Raw genomic sequence first — 24,855 nt, forward strand, 5'->3', positions numbered from 1 at the left:
GTTTCGGATCGGTTGTCGTGCGCGATTGCGGTTCACGGTGCATTCAGTCGGTGCACGCCGGCCCTGAAAAGCATCGCGGGCAAGCCCGCTCCCACAGTGGATTTTCAGTGTTCATACGATCGAATGAACACCCTTTAACCCTGTGGGAGCGGGCTTGCCCGCGATTGGATGTAACTGACAGCGAATAACTTAGGGCTGATCAGCCCTCATCCCCCTCATCATCATCCCCGCCATCCACCTTCATCCCCAATTCCTTGATCTTGCGGGTCAGGGTATTACGCCCCCAGCCCAGCAAAACCGCGGCATCGCGGCGGCGACCGGCGGTGTGCTTGAGGGCGGTCTCGATCATGATCCGCTCGAAGGCCGGCACGGCGCTGTCGAGCAGGCTCGACTGGCCACGTGCCAAGGCCTGGTCGGCCCATTGGCGCAGGGCCTGTTCCCAGTTGGTGACCGGTGCCGAATCCTGCGGCAGGCTCAGCAGCTCCGGTGGCAAGTCGCCGATGTGCACTTCGCGACCCGAAGCCATCACCGTGATCCAGCGGCAGGTGTTCTCCAGCTGACGCACGTTGCCCGGCCACGGCAGGTTCTTCAGGTACTCCTCGGTTTCACTTTTCAGCAGTTTTGGCTCGACAGCCAGCTCCTGGGCTGCGCGGGCGAGGAAGTGTTTGGCCAGGGTCGGGATGTCTTCGCGACGATCCGACAGCCGCGGGATATGGATGCGGATCACGTTCAGGCGATGGAACAAGTCTTCACGGAATTTCCCGGCGTGTACCAGGGTTTCCAGATTCTGGTGAGTCGCAGCGATGATGCGCACATCGACCTTCACCGGCACATGACCGCCGACGCGGTAAAACTCGCCATCCGCCAGTACGCGAAGCAAGCGGGTCTGGGTGTCGGCCGGCATGTCGCCGATTTCATCGAGGAACAGTGTGCCGCCGTCCGCCTGCTCGAAGCGCCCGCGACGCAGGTTGGCTGCACCGGTAAATGCGCCTTTTTCATGGCCGAACAGTTCGGATTCCATCAAGTCCTTGGGGATCGCCGCCATGTTCAGCGCGATGAACGGCGAGGCCGCCCGCGGGCTGTGGCGGTGCAGGGCGTGGGCCACCAGTTCCTTGCCGGTACCGGACTCACCGTTGATCAGCACGGTGATGTTGGAATGGCTCAGGCGGCCGATGGCGCGAAACACCTCCTGCATCGCCGGCGCTTCACCGATGATTTCCGGGGTGCGGGTCAAGGCAACCGGGACTTCCAGGCCTTGCTGTTCCTGAGCGTGCTGGTTCGCGCGCTTGACCAGGGAAACAGCTTCATCCACATCGAACGGCTTGGGCAGGTATTCAAACGCGCCGCCCTGATAGGACGCGACAGCGCTGTCCAGATCGGAGTGAGCGGTCATGATGATCACCGGCAGCCTTGGGTGCTGCTCGCGAATCCGCGCCAGAAGGTCCAGGCCGCTGGCGCCGGGCATGCGGATGTCGGAGATGATCACGTCCGGCTGCTGGCGCGCCAGGCGGCTCATCACGCCATCGGCGCTGTCGAAGCTTTGCGTGGTCATGCCTTCCTGTTGCAAGGCTTTTTCCAGGACCCAACGGATAGAACGGTCGTCATCGACGATCCACACGGTTTCACTACGGCTCATGTCGATGTGGCTCCTTGTTCCAGTGGCAGAAAGATCGAGAAAGTGGTGTGGCCGGGGTGGCTGTCACATTCGATCAGGCCCTGGTGCTGGCTGATGATGTTCTGGGTAATGGCCAGGCCCAGCCCGGTACCGTCCGGACGGCCGCTGACCATGGGAAAGAAGATGGTTTCCTGAAGTTCCGCAGGGATGCCCGGGCCGTTGTCGATGATCTCTATCTTGGTCACCAGGCGATGGCGCACGTGGCCGATGGTGAACTGGCGCATGGTCCGCGTGCGCAGGCTGATGCGGCCCAGGCGCAGTTCGTTCTGGCTGCTGATGGCCTGCATCGCATTGCGCACAATGTTCAGGACCGCCTGGATCATCTGTTCGCGGTCGATCAGCACGTCGGGAATGCTTGGGTCGTAGTCGCGCACCAAAGTGATGCAGCCCTGGCTTTCGGCTTCCACCAATTGGCAAACACGCTCCAGCACTTCGTGGACATTGCACAGGGCCAGTGACGGCAACTTGTTGGAGCCGAGCATGCGGTCCACCAGATTACGCAGGCGGTCGGCTTCTTCGATGATGACGTTGGTGTAGTCGCGCAGGCTTTCTTCCGGCAGTTCCCGGGCCAGCAGTTGTGCTGCGCCGCGAATGCCGCCCAGGGGGTTCTTGATTTCATGGGCCAGGCCGCGCACCAGCATCTTGCTGGTCTCCTGCTTGGAAAGCTGTGCTTCTTCCTTGGTGATCCGCAGCAAGCGGTCGCGAGGATGGACTTCAAGCAGCAGCATCGTATGGCCATCGCTGAGAATCGGCGTTACCGCATAGTCGACGGTCAGGGTCTGGCCGGTGAGGGCGGTGAGCATGGCTTCGCGCTTGGTGAACGGGTGCGCCTGTTCGACGGCCTGACGCAACGAATTCAGCGCTTCGGTCGATTCGGTAAACAGTTCACTGATGAACTGCCCATGGCTGCGCTGGCCGCTGATGGCCAGCAGCATCTCCGCCGCCGGGTTCATGTACTCGAGGCGCAGTTCGGCGTCGAGCAGGATGGTGGCGGTGGTGAGGTTGTCGAGTAGCAAACGGTGGAGTGCGTCGCTAATGGTCATCGGGACCTCTTTTGGGGCGGAGCATGCGCAAGAAACAAGCGTTGATGCGGGGAAAATGCAAAAACCAAACCAAGGCTCCGAAAAGAAGCGTCGAAGGCCTGAAACAGGCGTTTGACGCTCGTTTGCGTGGCGCTTTGCCAGCTTTTGCGGGTAGTTTCGAACCAAAATGGGTTGCAATGTGAGTAAGGTGCAAGCAATTGCACCAATATAGTGCTCAAACCTGAATGAGGTTAAAAAAGTCTCGGGCATGCCGGCAGGCACTCGGCCGTCAGGTCTTCAGCGCGTGTGCACTCGTTGCACGGTGAGGGTGGCGGTAGGGCTCTGCTGGACAACGTTTGCGCCATCGATCACTTGCACGGCGAGGCGATGTTCGCCGCGATCGATGTTTACCAGCTGCAGGGTCGGCACGTTGCCGGGCTCGCCGTAGGGCTGACCATCCAGCAGCAGGCGCAACAGGTGAGGGGCTTGCAGGCGCGGCTTGATCAGTACGGTTACGGTGAACGTGCCGTTGTTGGCGCGCAGGGCTCCATTGACAGGCAGGCCGGCCAGCTCCAGCACTTCATAGGCGTTGAGGGGCTGTTCATGACGAACGGCCTCGGCAGCAGGTGCGGGTTCGCCCGAAGGCTGGCGCTCGATGCTGTTGAGGGGCGGCAAGTGGACCGGTTGGGCGCTGACACCGTCAGGCGGTTGATTGCTGTACGCGGTGGCGCCATTGGCGTCCGTGTACTTGTAGATCTGCGCTACGGCGGGCAGAGCAATCAGCAGCAGGATGAAGAGAAAACCACGACCCATGGAATCGACCGCAAGCGAAAACGTTGGCTTGCAGCATAGGCCAGGCTTGGTGGTTATCCCAAGTCGCTAAATATCCGGGCAATAAAAAAGGCCTCCCGAAGGAGGCCTCTTTTTTGTCACGCCGCGTAATGCGGCGCTACCGGATCAGCAGCTGTAGTACAGCTCGTATTCCAGTGGGTGTACGAAGGTACGTACCTTGATTTCTTCTTCGCTTTTCAGGGCGATGTAAGCGTCGATGAAGTCATCGGAGAACACGCCGCCTTTGGTCAGGAACGCACGACCTTTGTCCAGCTCTTCCAGGGCTTCTTTCAGGCTGCCGCAAACTTGTGGGATCTCTTTCGCCTCTTCAGGCGGCAGGTCGTACAGGTTTTTGTCAGCAGCGTCGCCAGGGTGGATCTTGTTCTGGATGCCGTCCAGGCCAGCCATCAACAGTGCGGCGAAGCACAGGTACGGGTTGGCAGCCGGATCCGGGAAGCGTGCTTCGATACGGCGGGCTTTCGGGCTCGACACGTAAGGAATGCGGATCGAAGCGGAACGGTTGCGAGCCGAGTAGGCCAGCATTACCGGAGCTTCGAAGCCTGGAACCAGACGCTTGTAGGAGTTGGTCGCCGGGTTGGTGAAGCCGTTCAGGGCCTTACCGTGCTTGATGATACCGCCGATGAAGTACAGGGCGGTGTCGGACAGGCCGGCATAACCTTCGCCAGCGAAGGTGTTCTTGCCATCTTTCCAGATGGACATGTGCACGTGCATGCCCGAGCCGTTGTCGCCGTACAGAGGCTTAGGCATGAAGGTAGCGGTGCGACCGTAAGCGTCGGCAACGTTGTGCACGACGTACTTCAGGGTCTGGGTTTCGTCGGCTTTCTTCACCAGGGTGTTGAACTTGACGCCGATTTCGTTCTGGCCGGCAGTCGCCACTTCGTGGTGGTGAACTTCGACGGTCAGGCCCATTTCTTCCAGTGCGTTGCACATGGAGGTACGGATTTCGTGGTCGTGGTCGAACGGTGGAACCGGGAAGTAGCCGCCTTTGACGCCTGGACGGTGGCCCTTGTTACCGCCTTCGATGTCCTGGTCGGACATCCACGAACCTTGTTCGGAGTAGATCTTGAACATGGAACCGGAAATGTCGGACTTGAACTTCACCTGGTCAAAGATGAAGAACTCTGGCTCTGGGCCGGCGTATACGGTGTCACCGATAGCGGTGGCTTTCAGGTGCTCTTCGGCGCGCTTGGCGATCGCACGTGGGTCGCGGTCGTAGCCTTGCATGCTCGAAGGTTCGATGATGTCGCAGACCAGGATCAGGGTCGGCTCTTCGGTGAACGGGTCCAGAACGGCGGTGGAGTCGTCCGGCATCAGGATCATGTCGGAGGCTTCGATGCCTTTCCAGCCAGCGATGGAGGAACCGTCGAACATTTTGCCGACTTCGAAGAAGTCGTCATCCAGCGCATCGCGAGCCGGCATGGTCACGTGGTGCTGAGTGCCTTTGGTGTCCGTGAAGCGCAGATCAATCCATTTGACGTCATGATCTTTGATGAGTTGAACCGACTTCGACATAGTGTCCTCCGGGTGGCTTCGGGCTAGTAGTGGATGCCCTTAAATGTGGGTGATGCCGGCGCGAATACTCTGCCAAGGCAACCTGCCTCACAAGGGAGCAAATTGCATGCCAGTGCCCCAGCATGGGTTTTTTGCCCCAAAAACACACTTGTGAGGGCGTTTTGCGCTTTAAAGGAGAAAATCTCGCCCTGTAATGTGGCGTTAAATCCAATAAGTGACCTGTTTTGGTGCACGCAAAACCTTCTGCACATAAACTGGTTAAACCTTGAGCAATTTCCGCTATAATCCGCGCCCCCCTTTTTCGGCAGGCCTCGCGCGCGCTGTTTCCATGAAATTAATCGTAAAAGTCTTCCCCGAGATCACCATCAAGAGCCGCCCGGTACGGATGCGTTTCATCCGCCAATTGGCCAAGAACATCCGTGCCGTGCTCCGCGATCTGGATCCGGCTGTGGTGGTGAACGGCGTGTGGGACAACCTCGAGCTGGAAACCCGCGTCAGCGATCCCAAGGCCTTGAAGGAGATGGGCGAGCGCCTGAGCTGCATGCCGGGTGTCGCGCATTTCCTGCAGATCGACGAATACCCGCTGGGCGATTTCGACGACATCGTTGCAAAGTGCAAACAGCACTACGGTGATGCACTGGCCGGCAAGATCTTCTCGGTGCGTTGCAAACGCGCCGGCAAGCACCCGTTCAGCTCCATCGATATCGAAAAATATGTCGGCAGCCAGTTGCGCCGTCAGTGCGGTGCCGCCGGGATCGACCTGAAAAAGCCGGAAATCGAAGTCCGGATCGAAGTTCGCGACCAACGGTTGTTCGTGATCCACAGCCAGCACAACGGCATCGGCGGATATCCGCTGGGCGCACTGGAGCAAACGCTGGTGCTGATGTCCGGTGGTTTCGACTCCACCGTGGCGGCCTACCAGATCATGCGCCGCGGCCTGATGGCGCATTTCTGCTTCTTTAACCTCGGCGGACGTGCCCACGAACTGGGCGTCATGGAAGTCGCGCATTTCATCTGGAAGAAGTACGGCAGCTCCCAACGCGTGCTATTTGTCAGTGTGCCGTTCGAGGAAGTGCTGGGAGAAATTCTCGGCAAAGTCGATAACAGTCATATGGGCGTAGTATTGAAGCGTATGATGTTGCGCGCTTCGTCTCAAATTGCCGATCGACTGCACATCGACGCACTGGTCACCGGTGAGGCGATCTCCCAGGTGTCGAGCCAGACGCTGCCGAACCTGTCGGTGATCGACTGCGTGACCGATAAACTGGTCCTGCGCCCACTGATCGTCGCGCACAAGCAGGACATCATCGACACGGCCAACGAGATCGGCACCGCCGATTTCGCCCGGCACATGCCGGAATACTGCGGCGTCATCTCGGTCAATCCGAAGACCGCGGCCAAGCGCCATCGTGTCGAGCACGAAGAGAAAGAATTCGATATGGCGGTACTCGAGCGTGCGCTCGAAAACGCCAAACTGGTACCGATCGATCGCGTGATCGACGAATTGGGCCAGGACTTGCAGATTGAAGAAGTCAGCGAAGCGCTGGCCGGTCAGATCGTCATCGACATCCGTCATCCGGATGCCGCTGAAGACGACCCGCTGGAGCTGGCTGGCATCGAGGTACAAACGATGCCGTTTTATGCAGTGAACGCTCGTTTCAAGGAACTGGACCCTACTCGCCAGTACCTGCTGTATTGCGACAAAGGCGTGATGAGTCGCCTGCATGCCCACCATTTGCTCAGTGAGGGGCATGCCAATGTGCGCGTTTATCGACCGAGCTAAGTGCCCGGGGCTGTTTGCCTGTGGCCTGCGTCACCGGCCCCCCGATGCCGCCGTCAAGCTGTAACGGCTTTCACGGACGCTACTGTTAATCGCTGCCAAGACTTGTCAGCACACCGAATCCTCTGATCGAGATACACAAGTGATCGAAAATCTACGCAACATCGCCATCATTGCTCACGTTGACCATGGTAAGACCACCCTGGTAGACAAACTCCTGCGTCAATCCGGCACCCTGGAGCGCAACGAGCTCAACGACGAGCGCGTGATGGACTCCAACGACCAGGAAAAAGAGCGCGGTATTACCATTCTGGCGAAAAACACCGCCATCAACTGGAACGGCTACCACATCAACATCGTGGACACCCCGGGCCACGCCGACTTCGGCGGCGAAGTTGAACGCGTAATGTCGATGGTCGACTCCGTTCTGCTGCTGGTTGACGCTCAAGACGGCCCTATGCCGCAAACCCGTTTCGTGACCAAGAAGGCTTTCGAAGCCGGCCTGCGTCCGATCGTGTGCATCAACAAGGTTGACCGTCCAGGCGCGCGTCCGGACTGGGTTCTGGACCAGATCTTCGACCTGTTCGACAACCTGGGTGCCACCGAAGAACAGCTGGACTTCAAGGTCGTCTACGCCTCGGCCCTGAACGGTATTGCCGGTCTGGACCACAACGAAATGGCTGAAGACATGACCCCGCTGTACCAGTCGATCGTCGACAACGTACCGGCGCCGGCTGTTGACCGTGACGGTCCGTTCCAGATGCAAATCTCCGCACTGGACTACAACAGCTTCCTGGGTGTTATCGGTGTTGGCCGTATTGCTCGTGGTCGCATCAAGCCGAACTCCCCGGTTGTCGCTATCGGCGCCGACGGCAAGAAGCGCAACGGTCGTATCCTGAAGCTGATGGGTCACCACGGTCTGCACCGTGTAGACGTTGAAGAAGCTGCTGCAGGCGACATCGTGTGCATCAGCGGTATGGACTCGCTGTTCATCTCCGACACCCTGTGCCACCCGGACACCGTTGAAGCGATGAAGCCGTTGACCGTCGACGAGCCAACCGTTTCCATGACCTTCCAGGTAAACGACTCGCCATTCTGCGGTAAAGAAGGCAAGTTCGTGACTTCCCGTAACATCAAGGAACGTCTGGACAAAGAGCTGCTGTACAACGTTGCACTGCGCGTTGAAGAAGGCGACTCGGCTGACAAGTTCAAGGTTTCCGGCCGTGGTGAGCTGCACCTCTCGGTACTGATCGAAACCATGCGTCGCGAAGGCTTCGAAATGGCTGTAGGCCGTCCGGAAGTGATCATCCGTCTGGTTGACGGCGTGAAGCACGAACCGTTCGAAAACGTCACCATCGACCTGCCGGAAGAATCCCAGGGCAAGGTGATGGAAGAGATGGGCCTGCGTAAGGGCGACCTGACCAACATGGTGCCGGATGGCAAGGGCCGTGTACGTCTGGAATACAACATCCCTGCTCGTGGTCTGATCGGTTTCCGTAACCAGTTCCTGACCCTGACCAACGGCGCTGGCATCCTGACCTCGATCTTCGACCGTTACGACGTGATGAAGTCGGGCGACATGTCCGGCCGTCAGAACGGCGTTCTGGTTTCGGTTGAAACCGGTAAGGCACTGACCTACTCCCTGGAAACCCTGCAGGCGCGTGGCAAGCTGTTCGTAGAGCACGGTCAGGAAATCTACAACGGTCAGATCGTTGGTCTGAACAGCCGTGACAACGACCTGGGCGTCAACCCTACCAAGGGCAAGAAGCTCGACAACATGCGTGCTTCGGGTAAAGACGAAACCATCGCTCTGGTTCCACCTGTTCGCTTCACCCTGGAACAGGCTCTGGAATTCATCCAGGACGACGAGCTGTGTGAAGTCACTCCTAAGTCCATCCGTCTTCGCAAGAAGATCCTGGACGAAAGCGAGCGTACCCGCGCTGCCAAGAAAGCCAAGGCATAAGATTTAGCCCGGCTTAACGAAAACGCCCCCGGTCGAAAGGCCGGGGGCGTTTTTGTTTGTCTGGGGTTTGTGTGGTGTTTGTGCCGGCCTCATCGCCAGCAAGCCGGCTCCTACAAGGTTATGAGGCGTACATAAAATCTGTGTACGACAAAAATCACTGTAGGAGCTGGCTTGCTAGCGATGGCGGCTTATCAGTCCCCAAATAAATCCGGAAAAGTCAGAACCGCTCAATCGCCCGCGAACTCCGGTCGCGCTCCACTTCCTTCGGCTTGTACGCGCAATACCCTGGCCGCGGGCCGATTTTCGGGTGGTTGCGGCAAGTATCCGGGCGCTTTTCATAAATAGTGCACAGACGGCTCTTACGATCCAGGTAGTAGCAATCGTTGTTGCTCATGCGCTGGAGGGTGAAGATTCCTGACTTCTGATTGAAGCGCTCGACCAGACCTTCCTTTTGCAGGCGTTTGGCGATGTTTTTCGGCGGGTCGCCCAGCTCGAATTCATCGACCACGCCGATGCGCACAAGATCCTTGATCTTGACTTCGACGGGCAGGGTGCAGCAGCTGGACATGCACGAGCCGCACATCGGGGCAGAGTACTTGGCCCAGGTATCGAGGCGGTCGATCTCTGCGGCAGCGATCAGGTTCGGCTTCATCATCGTTTGTTACCAGCGTGTGCATCAGGGCGCGCGATCATACCGGGACTGGTGGATTTTTGAACAACCTTTCGCCAGATTTTTTCACTGCCGGCCAATAAACCGCTAATCCGGCACGGCCCCTGCATTGAATCAGGCACACGACAATGTATTGCCGAGCCGATTCGCACTTACAGGAAAAACTGCCGAACCAGAGCCTCTACCGCCTGTCAGACCGTCTAGGCTCAGACAACTCCAAGCTCGCTCGAGGTCCTATCGATGACTCAAGAACCACTTGTTCGCGAAGCAGAGGTGGCCGCATTCCGCGACGCCGTCTTGACCAAACTCACCTACGCGGTGGGTAAAGACCCGGATCACGCCTTTGACCACGACTGGTTCGAAGCCATTGCCCTGGCGGCGCGGGACCACATGGTCGAGCACTGGATGGACCACACGCGGCAGATCTATCGCAAAGGTCAGAAACGCGTCTATTACCTTTCCCTGGAATTTCTCATCGGCCGGCTGCTGTTCGACAGCCTGAGCAACCTCGGCCTGCTCGACGTTGCCCGCGAAGCCCTGACCGAGCTTGGTGTCGACCTGGAGCGCATCCGCTTGCTGGAGCCCGATGCGGCCCTGGGCAACGGTGGCCTGGGGCGACTGGCGGCGTGTTTCCTGGAAAGCATGTCGACCCTGGGCATCGCCGGTCATGGCTACGGCATCCGTTATGAGCACGGGTTGTTCCGCCAGGCGATTGTCGATGGCTGGCAGCAGGAACAGACCGAACACTGGCTGGATTTCGGCAACCCGTGGGAGTTCGAACGGCCGGAAGTCGTCTACACCATCGGTTTCGGCGGCAGCGTCCAGACGCTGACCGACGACGCCGGCAAAACCCGGCAAATCTGGTCCCCGGCGGAAACGGTGCGGGCGATTGCCTATGACACGCCGGTGGTCGGCTGGCGCGGGGCGAGCGTCAACACACTGCGTCTGTGGCGCGCCCGGGCCATGGAAGATCTGCACCTGGAACGCTTCAACGCCGGCGACCACCTGGGCGCCGTGGCAGAAGTGGCCCGGGCCGAAAGCATCTCCCGAGTGCTTTACCCGGCGGACAGCACCGAAGCCGGGCAGGAACTGCGCCTGCGCCAGGAGTACTTCTTCGTCGCCGCCTCCTTGCAGGACCTGCTGCGCCGCCATCGCAACATGCACACTTCGGTGCTGACCCTGGGCGATCACGCCTCGATCCAGCTCAACGACACCCACCCCTCGATTGCCGTGGCTGAACTGATGCGGCAACTGGTCGACGTCTATGACGTGGCATGGGATGCGGCGTGGCAGGTCACCGTCGATACGCTCTCGTACACCAACCACACGTTGCTGCCCGAAGCGCTGGAAACCTGGCCGGTCGGCTTGATGGAACGCATGCTGCCACGGCACATGCAGATCATTTACCTGATCAACGCCCAGCACATCGACTCCCTGCGGGCCAAGGGCATTCACGACTTCGACGTGCTGCGCGCGGTGTCGCTGATCGAGGAAGACAACGGTCGCCGGGTGCGCATGGGCAACCTGGCGTTTCTCGGTTCCCACAGCATCAACGGTGTATCCGGATTGCACACGCAACTGATGCGCCAAACGGTGTTCTCCGAACTGCACAAGCTCTACCCGGACCGGATCAACAATAAAACCAACGGCATCACCTTTCGCCGCTGGTTGTACCAGGCCAACCCCGAGCTGACCTCGATGCTGGTCGATACCCTCGGGCCCGAAGTGCTGGATAACCCGGAAGAATTGTTGCTTGGCCTCGAACCGTTCGCCGAAAAAAGTGCATTCCGCAAGGCATTCGCCGAGCAACGCCTGCACAGCAAGAAAGCCCTGGCTTATCTGATTCATGAGCGGCTGGGCGTGGCGGTCAACCCGGCGGCGATGTTCGACGTGCAGGTCAAGCGCATCCACGAATACAAACGCCAGTTGCTCAACCTGATGCACACCGTGGCGCTGTACCAGGCGATCCGCGCGGAACCGGAAATCGACTGGGTGCCACGAGTGAAGATCTTCGCCGGCAAGGCAGCCGCGAGTTATCACCAGGCCAAACTGATCATCAAGCTGACCAACGATATCGCCCGAGTGGTCAACAACGACCCGACCGTGCGCGGCTTGCTCAAAGTGGTGTTCCTGCCCAACTACAACGTCAGCCTGGCGGAGAGCATCATTCCGGCGGCGGATTTGTCCGAGCAGATCTCCACCGCTGGTTTCGAAGCGTCCGGCACCAGCAACATGAAATTCGGCCTGAACGGCGCGCTGACCATCGGCACCTTGGACGGGGCCAACGTGGAAATGAGCGAACGCATCGGCGTCGAGCACATGTTCATCTTTGGACTCAGCGCGCAGCAGGTGGAAGCGCGTAAACAGAACCATGAGTTCCATGCGGCACCGGACATCGCCGCGTCCCACCGTCTGAACGATGTGCTGCAAGCGATTCGTGGCGGGGTGTTTTCGCCGGATGATCCGTCCCGTTACACCGGGCTGATCGATTCGCTGGTGGATTACGACCGCTTCCTGGTCTGCGCCGATTTCGACTCGTACTGGAACGCGCAGATGCGCGTCGAAGCCCATTGGCACGACTCGAAGGAATGGTGGCGTTCAGCGGTGTTGAACACGGCGCGGATGGGTTGGTTCTCGTCTGACCGGACCATTCGCGAGTACGCCACGGAGATCTGGAAGGCACTGGAGTAGTTTTACGCGTCGGTCGATATACTAAGCGCCACCGCCGCCCCCACATGGGGGGTTGTGGTGCACTGGATTCCGGGTGTCTGGCCACTAGACTGAGGCTTTACACCCGGACTTGCCTCATGATGAGGCCGCTTAGGGATATCAACCATGCAATGGATTTTCATGCTGATCGGGCTGGTGCTCGGCTGGATACTCGACGAGTCATTCAGTGATGCACTGCTGGGCGCATTACTCGGATTGGGTATCGGCCAGGCGATTCGCATAACGCGCATGGACGCTAAAGCGGTGGAGCAGCAACGCCTGCTGCAAGCGGTCGAGCAACGGCTGGCGACGCTCGAAGCGTCAGGCGTCAAGGCGCCGCAAGCCACCGAACCGCTGGTGTCGCCTGAAACCCTCCTTGATCAAGCACCTGCCGCAACCCAAGAGTTGGTCTGGGAACTGCCGCCGGAACTTGAACCGATTGCCGCAGCAGCCAACGAAACCAACAGTCCGCAGCCCGCCGATGCCTGGAGGCCAGAGCCGACCGTTCGCCAAGCGCAACCGCGTGGCCCGAACCTCGTCGACCGCGCCATCGGTCGCGCCCGCGCCTGGTTGTTCGGCGGCAATACCGTGTTGCGGGTCGGTGTGGTGCTGCTGTTCCTCGGCCTGGCCTTTTTGCTGCGCTACGCCACCGAAGGCGTGGTGGTGCCGCTTGAGTTGCGCTACGCCGGCGTGGCGGCCGCAGCCTTGGGGTTGCTCGGGCTGGGTTGGTGGTTGCGAGTTCGCAACAGCAACTACGCGTTGATTCTGCAGGGCGCCGGGATTGCCGTGTTGTACCTGACGGTGTTTGCCGCGATGCGCCTGCATCCGCTGCTCGATCCCTCGGCGGGGTTCGGCCTGCTGGTGGCGGTGACGGTCTGTTCGGCGATTCTCGCCATTACCCAGGACTCCCTGGGACTGGCCGCCGCTGCCGCACTGGGCGGATTCGCCGCGCCGCTGCTGGCCTCCACCGGCGCCGGCAGCCACGTCGCGCTGTTCAGCTATTTCACCTTGCTCAACGCCGGCATTCTGGCCATCGCCTGGTTCAAGGCCTGGCGGTTGTTGAATGTCATCGGCTTCACCGGCACCTTCGGCATCGGTTTCGCCTGGGGCCTGCGTTCCTACTCGCCGGAGCAGTTGTGGAGTACCGAGCCGTTTCTGATTTTGTTTTTCCTGGTGTACCTGGCCATTGGTCTGCTGTATGCCCGGCGCAAGCTGATGCAGATGAGCGATGCACCGGTACAGGGCAGTCGCGAAGCGCTGCTGCAGTGGTCGGCGCGCAAGGGTGACTACGTCGACGGCACGCTGCTGTTCGGCCCGCCGCTGGTGGGGTTCGGCTTGCAGTTCGCATTGGTGCAACATCTGGAATTCGCGGCGGCGTTCAGTGCCTTGGCGCTGGGCATGATCTACATGGGGCTCGCCCGTTGGCTGATGGCCGGGCGCACTGTGTTACTGGGGGAAACCTGCCTGGCCCTGGGCGTGATCTTCGCCAGCCTGGCGATTCCCCTGGGGCTTGATGCGCGCTGGACGACGGCGGCGTGGGCGGTGGAGGGGGCGGGAATCTTCTGGCTCGGTCTGCGCCAGCAAAGGCCTGTGGGTCGGGCCTTTGCGTTGCTGCTGCAATTGGGGGCGTCGCTGACGTTTCTCAGCGAGTTGCACAGCAGCGAGAGCAGCCTGCTCGGCGGTGTCCCCTTGGGTGCGCTCCTGTTGGGCATCGCGTTGCTGTTCAGCTTCTACCAGTTGCGTAAAGCCTTGCCGGATCAGATCAGGCCATGGGAGCTCAAAGGCCTGCCTGTCCTGGCATGCCTCGGGCTGGCATTTCTCTATTTGCTGGCGCCGTTGTTTTTCTTCAGCCACGGTACGGTGATCAGTTGGGCCTTGGCGGGGATGCTGACGCTGTTTGCCGGCTTGCATCTGCGATCACGCACGTTCGTGTTCACCGCACTCGCTGTACAACTGTTGGCTGGCGCGCTGTTCCTGGCGGCCGGGCCGCAGTTCAGTGACGCTCTGCAAACCATGACTCATGGCGGGTTCTGGGCGCCGCTGCTGCTGGGGCTGGCTGCGATGGTCGGCGCCTGGCGTTTGCAGCTCGGCCATTCGCTCGGCACGTTCAAAGGGCTGAGTCTGTTGCGGTTGTCCCAGGCGTTGCTGGTGTGGGGTGCAGGCTGGTGGGCGCTGGCCTGGGTCATCGAAGTGTTGAATTTTGCGCCGTTGCCGCTGCAGGCGACTTTGTTGTTGGGCATCGCTGCCGTGAGTGTGGCGCTGTGGACGGTATTGGCGCTGCGCCTGAGATGGCCGTCACTGGGCGTGCTCTGCACGGTGTTGATGCCGGCGGCTGCGCTGGTACTGCTGGCGGCCTGGCACCCGCGTTATCACCCGGCGGCCGATTTTGGCTGGCTGGCGTGGGCCGCTGTGTTCGTCGTGCATTTCGTCTCTCTGCGACGTTTGGCGTCCATGCTGCCGGCGCGCGTGACGAGCGTCGCCCATGTGCTCGGCTGCTGGCTGTTGATGGGGGTTCTGGCCCTGGAACTGCGTTACGCCTTGCTGCTGTTGTCCGAGCAATACAATGCCTGGCGCTGGTTGGGCTGGGCGATCCTGCCAAGCCTGTATCTGCTGCTGATGGCGGCACCCCGCGCGTGGCCATGGCCGGTGTCGGCGTATTCGCGTGAATACCGTGTGTACGCCGCCGCGCCGCTGGCGTTGCTGATGCTCGGCTGGTTCTGGCTGGCGAATGTCGCCAGCGACGGCAACGCCGAGCCACTGCCCTACGTGCCTTTGATCAACCCGCTGGAGCTGGGCCTGTTGTTCGCGTTGTTCGGCGTCTATGTCTGGTCGCGCAACAGCATGACGCAACTGGCGGTCCGCGAGGATTACGCCGCCATCGCTACGCAGGGGATCGCAGGCGCCTCGCTGTTCGTGTTCTTTACCGCACTGGTGATGCGCACGGCGCACCATTGGAGCGGGGTGCCGTTCGAGCTGGATCCGTTGCTGGAGTCGATGCGCGTGCAGGCCGGCCTGTCCATTGTCTGGACCTTGATGGCCCTGAGCCTGATGATCGGCGGCCATTTGCGTCGTCGCCGCGAGGTCTGGCTGATCGGTGCGGCCCTGATCGGCGTGGTCGTGGCCAAGTTGTTTTTTGTCGAATTGAGTAATCGCGGCGGGCTGGCGCGAATCGTGTCGTTTATTGGAGTTGGCGTGTTGCTGCTGGTGGTGGGCTATTTCGCCCCGCTGCCGCCCAAGCGTGCCGAAGCGGTGCCGGATGCCGGCAAACCGGTCGCGCCATCCGAAGGAGTGTCGTCTTGAGTCAGAAGCTGAACCCGGGTTGGCTGGGGGCTGTTGCCATGGCTGTGGTGTTGTCGGTGACTGCCCAGGAAAAACCGGCGGACTTCACCACCCAGGTGCCATTGTCGGTGACGGGCGAAGGCCCCTGGTATCGCCTTGAACTGCCCCTGAGTGTGCAACTGAATGCACGCCAGGCCGACCTGAGCGATGTGCGTGTGTTCAATGCCGTGGGCGATGTTCAGGCGTATGCCCTGGCCCGGGAGTCGGCGCAGAGCAATGAAACGCCCACCATGACCGAGGTGAAATGGTTTCCGTTGTACAACTCGGTGGACGCCACTGAAACCGCGCCGAGCGTACGGGTGCAGTCGAGCGCCAACGGCACCTTGGTCGAGGTACAGCCGTCCAGTCAGTTGGAGGCGGGCGAGGAGGAGTTGCGCGGCTGGTTGCTCGACGCTTCCGCGATCAAGGCGCCGTTGCAGCGATTGATGCTCGACTGGACCAGCGAGCGTGACGGCTTCCAGCGCTTCACCCTTGAAGCCAGCGACGATTTGCAGCATTGGCAGTCGTGGGGTGAAGGGCAGGTGGCGCGCCTGACCTTTGCCGACGAGCGGGTCGAGCAACATGAAATCAGCCTGCCGGGCCAATCGGCGCGCTACTTGCGGTTGTTGTGGATTACACCGCATTCGGCACCGACACTGACTTCGGCGCAGCTGCAAAGCACCACTACCCGCAGCCTGCCGCTGCCGTTGGTCTGGTCGCAGGCGTTGACCGGCAGCAGCGAGAAGGCGGGGGAATACACCTGGCAGTTGCCAATGGGACTGAATGTCGAGCGGGTGCAGGTCGAGTTGAACCAGCCCAACAGCCTGGCACCGGTGAACCTGGCCGGGCGGCGCGACAGCAGCCTGCCCTGGCAGCCATTGGCCAGTGGCTTGCTCTATCGCCTGACCCAGAACGGTCAGGACGTGGTGCAGAACCAATTGCAGCTAGCGGGGCAAATCGTCCGGCAGTTGAAGCTGACCGTAGACGAACGCGGTGGTGGCCTGGGTGATCAGGCGCCGACCCTGAAGTTTGCCGTGCGCGCCACGCAACTGGTGTTCCTGGCGCGTGGGCCTGGGCCTTACACGCTGGTCGTGGGGAATGCGACGGCTAAGGCCGCGAACTTGCCGCTGTCGACGCTGATTCCCGATTACAGCCCGGCGAAGCTCGCGACTTTGGGCCGGGCCAGGGTGGATGTCGGGGCGGTGGCCACGATGCCGTCTACAAGCGCCGCCTCTGCGCCGATCGAGACCCACTGGAAGAAGTTCGGCTTGTGGGCGGTGTTGTTGCTCAGTGTCGTGTTCCTGGCGGCGATGGCGTTCAGTTTGCTGCGCAAGCCATCAGCCAAATCCTGATAGTGGGTGCTGCGCACCCAATCGCGAGCAGGCTCGCTCCCACAGGTATTACGCTGTCCCTGTGGGGGCGAGCTTGCTCGCGATTGGGTCGGAACTGACACTAAATTATCGAAATTGCCATTTATCGGCGCCTCACATCCAGCCCATTTCCATCTACGCTCAACCCCGCACATGAACTCTCTTCGGTCGATCACGTCTGATAGGAGGAAATGCGCCCCGACTCGCGTTAAACTGCGCGGGTTTTTAGCCCCCCATTCCCCCGGAGCCTTCCATGTCCCGCGTTACCTTGAGTCGCTATTTGATTGAGCAGACCCGCAGCAACAACACTCCTGCCGATCTGCGCTTCCTGATCGAAGTGGTGGCGCGTGCCTGCAAGGAGATCAACCACGCCGTGTCCAAAGGCGCCCTCGGTGGCGTTCTGGGCAGCATGGGCACTGAAAACGTCCAGGGCGAAGTGCAGAAGAAGCTCGACGTGATCTCCAACGAGATCCTGCTCGAAGCCAACGAATGGGGCGGTCACCTGGCCGGCATGGCGTCCGAAGAAATGGACAACGCCTACCAGATCCCGGGCAAATACCCGAAAGGCGCGTACCTGCTGGTATTCGACCCGCTGGACGGTTCGTCGAACATCGACATCAACGCCCCGGTCGGCACCATCTTCTCGGTACTGCGTTGCCCGAACGAATACCTGAGCCAGAACGAGCCTTTGAACGAAAAGGCCTTCCTGCAGCCAGGCACCCAGCAAGTGGCCGCCGGCTACGCGATCTATGGTCCACAGACCATGCTGATCCTGACCCTGGGCGACGGCGTGAAAGGCTTCACCCTGGACCGTGAAATGGGCAGCTTCGTCCTGACCCACGAAAACATCACCATTCCTGAAGCCACCCAGGAATTTGCCATCAACGCCTCCAACCAGCGTCACTGGGAAGCCCCGGTACAGCGCTACGTCGGCGAATTGCTGGCAGGCGATGAAGGCCCGCTGAAAAAGAACTACAACATGCGCTGGGTCGCCGCGATGGTCGCCGACGTGCACCGCATCCTGACCCGTGGCGGTCTGTTCATGTACCCGCGCGACAGCCGCGAGCCTTCCAAGCCGGGCAAACTGCGCCTGATGTACGAAGCCAACCCGATGTCGTTCCTGGTGGAACAAGCGGGCGGCGCGTCCACCGACGGTCACCAGCGCATCCTCGACATCCAGCCGGAAGGCCTGCACCAGCGCGTAGCGGTGTTCCTCGGTTCGAAAGAAGAAGTGGCCCGCGTCACGGCTTACCACAAGGAATAAACCATGACCGCGCCCTGGCAGCCGTTGCTTGACTGGTGGTTCGGTACAGCCGAAACCTCCGAGGCAATCGCGGCTGACAAGGGCAAGTTATGGTTCGGCAAGCGCGACAGCCAGGACCTCGAAGCGCGCGAGCGTTTCGGGGACTGGGTCGAGCAGGCACTGGCCGGCGGATTGACCGAGTGGGCGCAACGTCCCGAAGGTTGGCTGGCATTGGTGCTGCTGCTCGATCAACTTCCGCGAATGATCTTTCGCGAATCTCCCAAAGCCTTTTCCGGCGACCTCCGGGCGCAGAAGCTGGTAGCGCAAGGCATTGCTGCGGATTTCGATCGGCAATTGCAACCGATCCAGCGGGTGTTCATCTACCTGGTGTTCGAGCACAGCGAGAACCTTGCGGTGCAGAACGAATGCATCTCGCGTTACATCGAGCTGGTGGCGCAGCAGCCAGCCAGCGATCGGGCGTTGTTCAGTGATTACCTGGACTATGCCGAGCGGCATCAGAAGGTGATTGCGCAGTTTGGACGGTTTCCGCATCGCAATGCGGTGTTGGGAAGGGAGTCGACGGCTGAGGAACTCGAGTTTCTGTCGAAGCCGGGCTCTCGGTTCTGAATTTTTGTTGTTGCTGATGCCGCCATCGCTGGCAAGCCAGCTCCTACAGTAGATCTCCAGTGCAATAAAGATCCCTGTGGGAGCTGGCTTGCCAGCGATGCTTTTAAATCCTGAAACTACCCACCAGCTGCTTCAACCGCGCCGCCTGCTGCTCAAGATCGGCACACGCACGCAAGGTGGCCTGCAGGTTCTCCACGCCTTCCTGGTTCAGCGTGTTGATCTCGGTGATGTCGACGTTGATCGACTCGACCACGGCGGTCTGTTCCTCAGTGGCGGTGGCGACCGACTGGTTCATGCCGTCGATCTCGCCGATACGCTGGGTCACGCTGCCCAGGCGTTCGCCGGCCTGGTTGGCGATGCCGACGCTGCTTTCGCTCTGGCGCTGACTGTCGGTCATGATGCCCACCGCTGCGCGGGCGCCGACTTGCAGTTCTTCGATCATCGTCTGCACTTGCTGCGCCGAGTCCTGGGTGCGGTGGGCCAGATTGCGCACCTCATCGGCCACCACGGCAAAACCACGACCGGCTTCACCGGCCCGTGCCGCTTCGATGGCGGCGTTCAGTGCCAGCAGGTTGGTCTGCTGGGAGATGCTGGTGATCACTTCCAGAATCTGCCCGATGTTGACCGTGTTGCTGTTGAGGGTTTCGATGTTGCCGCACGAATCGCTGATCTTGGCCGACAGTTGCTGCATCGCCGCGATGGTTTTATCCACCACCTGCTGGCCGTCTTCGGCCAGGCTGCGGGCATCGCTGGAGTGCTGCGAGGCGAGGGCGGCGTTCTGGGCGATTTCCTGGGCGGCGGCGCCGAGCTGGTTGATCGCCGCGGCCACGCTGCTGGTGCGCGAGGCTTGCTGGTCGGAGTTGTACATCGACGAGTTCGAGGCGGCGACTACACGCAACGCCACTTCGTTGACCTGGCCGGTGGCCGAGGACACCTCGATGATCGAGGTGTGAATGCGTTCGACGAAGCGGTTGAACGACAGCCCCAGCGCGCCGAATTCGTCGTGGCCGTGGATGGTCAGGCGTTTGGTCAGGTCACCTTCGCCTTCGGCGATGTCGTGCATGGCGCGGCCCATGGTCAGCAGCGGCTGCATCAGCAGGCTGATCAGCATGCCCAGCAAGACGATGATGATCACCACGGCAATCACCATGGCGATGATCGCCGAGGTGCGGAATTCGCTGAGCATCGAGAACGCCGTGTCCTGGTCGAGCACCAGCGCCACGTACCAGTTTGCCGAGGGCACGCCGTTGACGTGGGTGAAGGAGATGAACTGGCGCTTGCCGTCGATCTCGACTTCCTGCATGCCCGGGCTGACTTTCGGCGTATCGCCCGGATAGGCCTCGGCCAGGCTCTTGAGCACCAGCTTGCTGTCCGGGTGAATCAGGATCTTGCCGTCGGCGCCGACGATGAACGCATGGCCGTGGCCGCCGAAGTTCAGCGAGTTGATGATCGCGCTGACGCTGGACAGATCGATGTCGGCGCCGGCGACGCCGATCATCTGGCCCTGGTGCTGCACCGGGGTGGCCACGGTGATCACCAGTTTGCCCGAGGACGCAGCGATGTAGGGTTCGGTGACGATGGTCTGTTGTGCGCCATTGGCCGCCTTGTACCAGCCACGGGCGCGCGGGTCGTAGTCCGCCGCGCGGTTGCCCGCCGGGACCGAGAACATCACGCCGTCGGCGCCACCGAAGTAGCTCAGCTGGAAGTTGCCGGTGTAGGCGGGCAGGTCGATGATCCGTTTCAGGCCGGCGGGCGCATTGCCATCGGCGGTGATCTGCTGGGCCATCGACTGCAGCAATTGCATGCGGCTTTCCAGCCAGGTCTGGATGTTGCTGGTGGTCAGGCTGCCGAGTTCCTGCATCGAGGCTTCTGTGCTGTTGCGCAGGGTTTCGCGCTGGCGATAGTCGTTGAACAGGATGAAACAAGCGAATGCGACGGCCACCACGAGGGCGGCAGCCAACAAGATCTTGTGGCTGAACTTCATGTTTCGGGTCATGGATGAGCTACCGCAGAGGGTCGGGTCTACAAAAGGAGGAGCAAATGCCACCGACGTGGTTTTGCGTTGCATTTATGTCGACCGGGCGGCGTCAAAGATTAGGCGGATTTTCTCAAAGGTGACGAAATGCTCGGTAAGAACGGAAATTGGCTGATTTTTGGCAAAAGGTAGACGAGTGGCCCGACAAATAGCCTGCCGGGCAGGGAACCTGACAGGGGTTTTCTCTTCTAAGCTTCAGCTTGGCAGCCATGCCAATCCCCTACGCCCCCGGAGTTCCACCATGTCGCTGCGTTCCATCGCCCTGCTTTCGTTCTGCGTATTGCTCGCTGCCTGCAGCAAGGTCAATCAGGAAAACTACTCGAAGCTCTCGGCCGGCATGGCCAAGGCCGACGTGGAAACCCTGTTGGGCAAACCCGCCGATTGTTCAGGCGCGCTCGGCATGTCCAGCTGCACCTGGGGCGACAAGAACAGCTTTATCAGCGTGCAGTATGCCGGTGACAAAGTGCTGATGTTTTCCGGCCAAGGCCTGAAGTAAACCGGGGCGTGTTGCCCACGGGAGAAAAAAATAATGAAGCGGTTGTTTATCATCCTTTTTGCCGGCCTGGTGTTGGCCGGCTGTGCCACGTCTGGCCAGGACCCGTTGGCACCCAAGACTGCCAATAATGTCAATCTGAAGCGCTACCAGGGCACCTGGTACGAGCTGGCCCGTCTGCCGATGTACTTCCAGCGCGACTGTGCGCAGTCCGAAGCCCATTACACGCTCAAGCCCGACGGCACCGTCGCGGTATTGAACCGCTGCTTGACGGCGCAGTGGCAATGGGAAGAGGTCAAGGGCACGGCGTATCCAGAGGTACCCGGCAAGAACGACAAGCTGCGGGTCGAGTTCGACACCTGGTTCTCCAGGCTGATTCCTGGGGTGGCGAAGGGCGATTACTGGGTGCTGTATGTCAGCGATGACTACAAGACCGCCATTGTCGGTGATCCAAGCCGCAAGTATTTGTGGCTGCTGTCGCGCACGCCGACCGTCAATGGTGTGGTGCGTGAAGAGCTGCTGAGCAGGGCGCGTCAGCAGGGTTATGACACCACGCGGCTGATCTGGCGGGCGTCGGAACAGCAGATGGCGAAGACCTCGAACTGATCACGCATACCCCTGTAGGAGCGAGCCTGCTCGCGATGGAGTATCAGACACAACGGTGTCGACTGACACACCATCGCGAGCAGGCTCGCTCCTACAAGGGTTTTGTATCAGCCCAGGAGTTCGCGCAGGACCTGGGTAAACGCGCGATTGCTTTCCTCTTCGCCCGCATGTCGTCCATCACGCACAACCCACTGGCCGTTCACCAGCACGTCCCGCACCTGACGATCGCCACCGGCAAACAGCCAGCGATTGAGAATCCCGTCACCATTGGCTGTCGCCAGATACGGATCGTTGCCGTCGAGCACCAGCCAGTCGGCGCGCTTGCCGACTTCCAGCACGCCAATCGGCTGGCCCAGGGCTTGAGCGCCGCCGTCCAGCGCCGCATCGAACAGCGTACGGCCGACCATTGGCTGATCCGCGCCATACAGCCGATTGCGCCGCTGGTCGCGCAAACGCTGGCCGTATTCCAACCAACGCAATTCTTCCACCACGCTTAGCGACACATGGCTGTCGGAGCCGATGCCCATGCGGCCGCCCTGGGCGAGGAAATCCACCGCCGGGAAAATCCCGTCGCCCAGGTTGGCTTCGGTGGTCAGGCACAGGCCGGCGATGGCGCGGCTCCTGGCCATCGAGGTGACTTCTTCCGGGTTGGCGTGGGTGGCGTGGACCAGGCACCAGCGCTGATCGACGTCGACGTTTTCATACAGCCATTGCAGCGGCCGACGACCGCTCCAGGTCAGGCAGTCGTCGACTTCTTTTTGCTGTTCGGCGATGTGGATGTGCACCGGGCATTGCTTGTCGCTGGCCGCCAGCACTTCGCTGATCTGCTGCGGCGTGACCGCGCGCAACGAGTGGAAACACAAGCCGAGCGACTGCGCTCTTTGTTGCGCAAGGATCGGCTGCAAGCGCGATTGCAGCTTGAGGTAGTTTTCAGTGCTGTTGATAAAGCGCCGCTGACCGTCGTTTGGCGCCTGGCCACCGAAACCGGAGTGACTGTAGAGCACCGGCAGCAGCGTCAGGCCGATACCGGCGGAACTGGCGGCCTGGCTGATACGCAGTGCCAGTTCGGCCGGGTCGGCATAAGGTTGACCGTCAACGTCATGGTGCACGTAGTGAAATTCCGCCACCGAGGTGTAACCGGACTTGAGCATTTCGATGTACAGCTGACGGGCGATGACGCCGAGTTGCTCCGGGCTGATTTTTCCGACGAGGCGATACATCAAATCGCGCCAGGTCCAGAAACTGTCGTTCGGATTGCCCGCCACTTCCGCCAGCCCGGCCATGGCCCGCTGGAAGGCGTGGGAGTGCAGGTTCGGCATGCCAGGCAGCAGCGGACCGCTTAACCGCTCGGCGCCATCTGCATGGGAATCGGCCTGGATATGGGTCAATACGCCGTCGGCGCTGACCTCAAGACGTACATTGTTGGCCCATCCACTAGGCAGCAGCGCGCGTTCGGCAAAGAAGGCGGACATGGTTCAGCACCCCATCGTGTGTTATTTGTATATACATATACAGACGTTTGCCTGCCCGGTAAACTCCGGCAAGCTAGCGACATTCACTAAACGACCAAGGATTAACCGTGCCGACTCCGCCTCCAGTCTCTCCGTTGGCCGCGAACATGGGCGACAGTCCGGCGCCCTTGTACGCCCGCGTCAAACAGATGATCACCCAGCAAATCGACAGCGGAAACTGGCCGCCACACTACCGCGTTCCGTCGGAAAGCGAGCTGGTCAGCCAGTTGGGTTTCAGCCGCATGACCATCAACCGCGCCCTGCGCGAGATGACTGCCGACGGTCTGTTGGTGCGCATGCAAGGCGTCGGTACGTTCGTCGCCGAGCCGAAAAGCCAGTCCGCCCTGTTCGAAGTGCACAACATCGCCGACGAGATCGCGTCGCGCGGGCACCGCCATACCTGTCAGGTGATCACCCTTGAAGAAGAGGCCGCCGGCTCCGAGCGCGCCCTGGCCCTGGACATGCGTGAAGGGCAGAAGGTGTTCCACTCGCTGATCGTGCATTTCGAAAACGATATTCCGGTGCAAATCGAAGACCGTTTCGTCAATGCGCTGGTGGCGCCGGACTACCTCAAGCAGGACTTCACCCTGCAAACGCCTTACGCCTATCTGAACCAAGTCGCACCGCTGACCGAAGGCGAACACGTGGTCGAGGCGATTCTGGCTGAGCCGTCCGAATGCAAATTGCTACAGATTGAAAAAGGCGAGCCGTGTCTGCTGATCCGTCGCCGTACCTGGTCCGGTCGTCAGCCGGTGACCGCCGCTCGCTTGATCCACCCCGGTTCCCGTCATCGTCTGGAAGGACGCTTTCACAAATGAGCAGTCTGAAAGTTCTACGTGCCAAAGATTACCCGCGCATGCCGTGGAAAAACGGCGGCGGCAGCACCGAAGAAATCACCCGTGATGCCGGCACCGGCCTGGATGGCTTTGGCTGGCGCCTGTCGATTGCCGACATTGGCGAGTCGGGCGGGTTTTCCACGTTCGCTGGCTACGAGCGGGTGATCACCGTATTGCAAGGCGACGGTATGACCCTGTCGGTCGACGGTCAGAACACGCGGCCACTGTTACCGCTGGACCCGTATGCCTTCAGCGGCGAGAGCAAGGTCGCCTGCGCATTGCTCGGCGGTCCGATTCGCGATTTCAACCTCATTTATGCGCCGCAGCGTTACGCTGCGCGGTTGCAGTGGTTGTCGGGCGAGCAGCGGTTCTTCAGCTCGGCGGGTACGGTGTTGGTGTTCAGCATCAGCGATGCGCTGGAGTTGAAGGTCGGTAACAGTGCCCAGCAATTGGGTCGTCATGACTGCCTGCAACTGGACGGTAACACCGACCTGCTGGAAATCTCCGTCAACGGGCCATGCTGTGTGATTGAACTGACTGCACACTGATCCAGAATATTTCCCTGTAGGAGCGAGCCTGCTCGCGAAAAACCAGAGGGCGCCGCTGGGCATCTGGATTTACGCGTCATCGTTC

Annotated in this window: 19 protein-coding genes and 1 pseudogene; 12 read left to right on the forward strand and 8 right to left on the reverse strand. The window is 60.6% G+C overall.

What is annotated here, in order from left to right:
* Nucleotides 1-199 precede the first annotated feature (199 nt).
* Together ntrC and glnL are read right to left on the reverse strand one after the other, a co-directional pair.
* Nucleotides 200-1,636 (reverse strand): nitrogen regulation protein NR(I), encoded by a 1,437-nt coding sequence (gene ntrC, locus AB4O16_RS18030; RefSeq protein ID WP_095167349.1) that lies wholly within the window; start codon nucleotides 1,634-1,636, stop codon nucleotides 200-202.
* Complete coding sequence (gene glnL, locus AB4O16_RS18035) at nucleotides 1,633-2,718, reverse strand: nitrogen regulation protein NR(II) (RefSeq protein ID WP_160390672.1); 1,086 nt, start codon at nucleotides 2,716-2,718, stop codon at nucleotides 1,633-1,635. Before glnL ends, ntrC begins: the two co-directional genes overlap by 4 nt.
* 23 nt (nucleotides 2,719-2,741) lie before the next feature.
* Between glnL and AB4O16_RS18040 the strand changes: the two genes are divergently transcribed.
* Nucleotides 2,742-2,900 carry a hypothetical protein gene (locus AB4O16_RS18040; protein ID WP_460155459.1) on the forward strand — a complete coding sequence of 53 codons (159 nt, stop codon included), beginning with the start codon at nucleotides 2,742-2,744 and terminating at the stop codon, nucleotides 2,898-2,900.
* A 94-nt stretch (nucleotides 2,901-2,994) separates the two neighbouring features.
* Here AB4O16_RS18040 and AB4O16_RS18045 read toward each other — a convergent pair whose 3' ends face one another.
* Complete coding sequence (locus AB4O16_RS18045; protein ID WP_460155460.1) at nucleotides 2,995-3,510, reverse strand: DUF4124 domain-containing protein; 516 nt, start codon at nucleotides 3,508-3,510, stop codon at nucleotides 2,995-2,997.
* A gap of 144 nt (nucleotides 3,511-3,654) precedes the next feature.
* Complete coding sequence (gene glnA / locus AB4O16_RS18050; RefSeq protein WP_008002929.1) at nucleotides 3,655-5,061, reverse strand: type I glutamate--ammonia ligase; 1,407 nt, start codon at nucleotides 5,059-5,061, stop codon at nucleotides 3,655-3,657.
* A 328-nt stretch (nucleotides 5,062-5,389) separates the two neighbouring features.
* Here glnA and thiI point away from each other — a divergent pair, with 328 nt between their 5' ends.
* Both thiI and typA read left to right on the forward strand, forming a co-directional pair.
* On the forward strand, nucleotides 5,390-6,844 hold the full coding sequence (gene thiI, locus AB4O16_RS18055) for a tRNA uracil 4-sulfurtransferase ThiI (RefSeq protein ID WP_160390670.1): 1,455 nt from the start codon (nucleotides 5,390-5,392) through the stop codon (nucleotides 6,842-6,844).
* A 139-nt stretch (nucleotides 6,845-6,983) separates the two neighbouring features.
* Nucleotides 6,984-8,804 (forward strand): translational GTPase TypA, encoded by a 1,821-nt coding sequence (gene typA / locus AB4O16_RS18060; protein ID WP_046815270.1) that lies wholly within the window; start codon nucleotides 6,984-6,986, stop codon nucleotides 8,802-8,804.
* Between the two features lie 217 nt (nucleotides 8,805-9,021).
* Here the strand turns inward: typA and AB4O16_RS18065 are convergent, their stop codons facing one another.
* Complete coding sequence (locus tag AB4O16_RS18065) at nucleotides 9,022-9,459, reverse strand: YkgJ family cysteine cluster protein (protein WP_150717381.1); 438 nt, start codon at nucleotides 9,457-9,459, stop codon at nucleotides 9,022-9,024.
* 255 nt (nucleotides 9,460-9,714) lie between these two features.
* Here AB4O16_RS18065 and AB4O16_RS18070 point away from each other — a divergent pair, with 255 nt between their 5' ends.
* The 5 genes from AB4O16_RS18070 (at nucleotide 9,715) to AB4O16_RS18090 (ending at nucleotide 18,741) form a co-directional block, all read left to right on the forward strand.
* The gene (locus tag AB4O16_RS18070; protein WP_160390669.1) at nucleotides 9,715-12,165 is read left to right on the forward strand and encodes a glycogen/starch/alpha-glucan phosphorylase; all 2,451 of its coding nucleotides are present in this window, start codon (nucleotides 9,715-9,717) and stop codon (nucleotides 12,163-12,165) included.
* Between the two features lie 144 nt (nucleotides 12,166-12,309).
* A complete protein-coding gene (locus AB4O16_RS18075; RefSeq protein WP_460155461.1) occupies nucleotides 12,310-15,483 on the forward strand; it encodes a DUF2339 domain-containing protein in 3,174 nt (1,057 codons plus the stop codon).
* A complete protein-coding gene (locus tag AB4O16_RS18080; RefSeq protein WP_460155462.1) occupies nucleotides 15,480-16,853 on the forward strand; it encodes a DUF3999 domain-containing protein in 1,374 nt (457 codons plus the stop codon). Before AB4O16_RS18075 ends, AB4O16_RS18080 begins: the two co-directional genes overlap by 4 nt.
* Nucleotides 16,854-17,124: 271 nt before the next feature.
* Nucleotides 17,125-18,135, forward strand: a complete 1,011-nt coding sequence (locus AB4O16_RS18085) for a class 1 fructose-bisphosphatase (protein ID WP_015093094.1) — start codon at nucleotides 17,125-17,127, stop codon at nucleotides 18,133-18,135.
* Nucleotides 18,136-18,138: 3 nt separating this feature from the next.
* Nucleotides 18,139-18,741 (forward strand): DUF924 family protein, encoded by a 603-nt coding sequence (locus AB4O16_RS18090; protein ID WP_460155463.1) that lies wholly within the window; start codon nucleotides 18,139-18,141, stop codon nucleotides 18,739-18,741.
* Between the two features lie 103 nt (nucleotides 18,742-18,844).
* Here AB4O16_RS18090 and AB4O16_RS18095 read toward each other — a convergent pair whose 3' ends face one another.
* A complete protein-coding gene (locus tag AB4O16_RS18095) occupies nucleotides 18,845-19,609 on the reverse strand; it encodes a methyl-accepting chemotaxis protein (RefSeq protein ID WP_371317842.1) in 765 nt (254 codons plus the stop codon).
* A gap of 93 nt (nucleotides 19,610-19,702) precedes the next feature.
* Nucleotides 19,703-20,809 (reverse strand): annotated as a pseudogene (locus AB4O16_RS18100) (HAMP domain-containing protein); the annotation flags it as partial.
* Between the two features lie 208 nt (nucleotides 20,810-21,017).
* On the opposite strand from AB4O16_RS18100, the gene AB4O16_RS18105 reads away from it, so the two are divergent.
* Nucleotides 21,018-21,272, forward strand: coding sequence for a hypothetical protein (locus AB4O16_RS18105; RefSeq protein WP_090328096.1), 255 nt, complete (start codon nucleotides 21,018-21,020; stop codon nucleotides 21,270-21,272).
* Nucleotides 21,273-21,305: 33 nt separating this feature from the next.
* Nucleotides 21,306-21,875 (forward strand): lipocalin family protein, encoded by a 570-nt coding sequence (locus AB4O16_RS18110; protein WP_160390664.1) that lies wholly within the window; start codon nucleotides 21,306-21,308, stop codon nucleotides 21,873-21,875.
* 107 nt (nucleotides 21,876-21,982) lie between these two features.
* On the opposite strand, the gene AB4O16_RS18115 is transcribed toward AB4O16_RS18110, so the two are convergent.
* Complete coding sequence (locus AB4O16_RS18115) at nucleotides 21,983-23,347, reverse strand: formimidoylglutamate deiminase (protein WP_460155464.1); 1,365 nt, start codon at nucleotides 23,345-23,347, stop codon at nucleotides 21,983-21,985.
* Between the two features lie 146 nt (nucleotides 23,348-23,493).
* On the opposite strand from AB4O16_RS18115, the gene hutC reads away from it, so the two are divergent.
* Nucleotides 23,494-24,204, forward strand: a complete 711-nt coding sequence (gene hutC, locus AB4O16_RS18120) for a histidine utilization repressor (protein ID WP_193601812.1) — start codon at nucleotides 23,494-23,496, stop codon at nucleotides 24,202-24,204.
* Nucleotides 24,201-24,770 carry a HutD/Ves family protein gene (locus tag AB4O16_RS18125; RefSeq protein ID WP_460155465.1) on the forward strand — a complete coding sequence of 190 codons (570 nt, stop codon included), beginning with the start codon at nucleotides 24,201-24,203 and terminating at the stop codon, nucleotides 24,768-24,770. Before hutC ends, AB4O16_RS18125 begins: the two co-directional genes overlap by 4 nt.
* Nucleotides 24,771-24,855: the final 85 nt, after the last annotated feature.

The sequence above is a fragment of the Pseudomonas sp. S2_H10 genome (assembly GCF_054668285.1).

Excerpts from the sequence above, each read along its gene's own strand:
- ntrC (WP_095167349.1), bottom strand. The coding sequence starts at position 1,636 with ATGAGCCGTAGTGAAACCGTGTGGATCGTCGATGACGACCGTTCTATC.
- glnL (WP_160390672.1), bottom strand. The coding sequence starts at position 2,718 with ATGACCATTAGCGACGCACTCCACCGTTTGCTACTCGACAACCTCACC.
- AB4O16_RS18040 (WP_460155459.1), top strand. The coding sequence starts at position 2,742 with ATGCGCAAGAAACAAGCGTTGATGCGGGGAAAATGCAAAAACCAAACC.
- AB4O16_RS18045 (WP_460155460.1), bottom strand. The coding sequence starts at position 3,510 with ATGGGTCGTGGTTTTCTCTTCATCCTGCTGCTGATTGCTCTGCCCGCC.
- glnA (WP_008002929.1), bottom strand. The coding sequence starts at position 5,061 with ATGTCGAAGTCGGTTCAACTCATCAAAGATCATGACGTCAAATGGATT.
- thiI (WP_160390670.1), top strand. The coding sequence starts at position 5,390 with ATGAAATTAATCGTAAAAGTCTTCCCCGAGATCACCATCAAGAGCCGC.
- AB4O16_RS18065 (WP_150717381.1), bottom strand. The coding sequence starts at position 9,459 with ATGATGAAGCCGAACCTGATCGCTGCCGCAGAGATCGACCGCCTCGAT.
- AB4O16_RS18070 (WP_160390669.1), top strand. The coding sequence starts at position 9,715 with ATGACTCAAGAACCACTTGTTCGCGAAGCAGAGGTGGCCGCATTCCGC.
- AB4O16_RS18075 (WP_460155461.1), top strand. The coding sequence starts at position 12,310 with ATGCAATGGATTTTCATGCTGATCGGGCTGGTGCTCGGCTGGATACTC.
- AB4O16_RS18085 (WP_015093094.1), top strand. The coding sequence starts at position 17,125 with ATGTCCCGCGTTACCTTGAGTCGCTATTTGATTGAGCAGACCCGCAGC.
- AB4O16_RS18090 (WP_460155463.1), top strand. The coding sequence starts at position 18,139 with ATGACCGCGCCCTGGCAGCCGTTGCTTGACTGGTGGTTCGGTACAGCC.
- AB4O16_RS18095 (WP_371317842.1), bottom strand. The coding sequence starts at position 19,609 with ATGTACAACTCCGACCAGCAAGCCTCGCGCACCAGCAGCGTGGCCGCG.
- AB4O16_RS18105 (WP_090328096.1), top strand. The coding sequence starts at position 21,018 with ATGTCGCTGCGTTCCATCGCCCTGCTTTCGTTCTGCGTATTGCTCGCT.
- AB4O16_RS18110 (WP_160390664.1), top strand. The coding sequence starts at position 21,306 with ATGAAGCGGTTGTTTATCATCCTTTTTGCCGGCCTGGTGTTGGCCGGC.
- AB4O16_RS18115 (WP_460155464.1), bottom strand. The coding sequence starts at position 23,347 with ATGTCCGCCTTCTTTGCCGAACGCGCGCTGCTGCCTAGTGGATGGGCC.
- hutC (WP_193601812.1), top strand. The coding sequence starts at position 23,494 with ATGGGCGACAGTCCGGCGCCCTTGTACGCCCGCGTCAAACAGATGATC.
- AB4O16_RS18125 (WP_460155465.1), top strand. The coding sequence starts at position 24,201 with ATGAGCAGTCTGAAAGTTCTACGTGCCAAAGATTACCCGCGCATGCCG.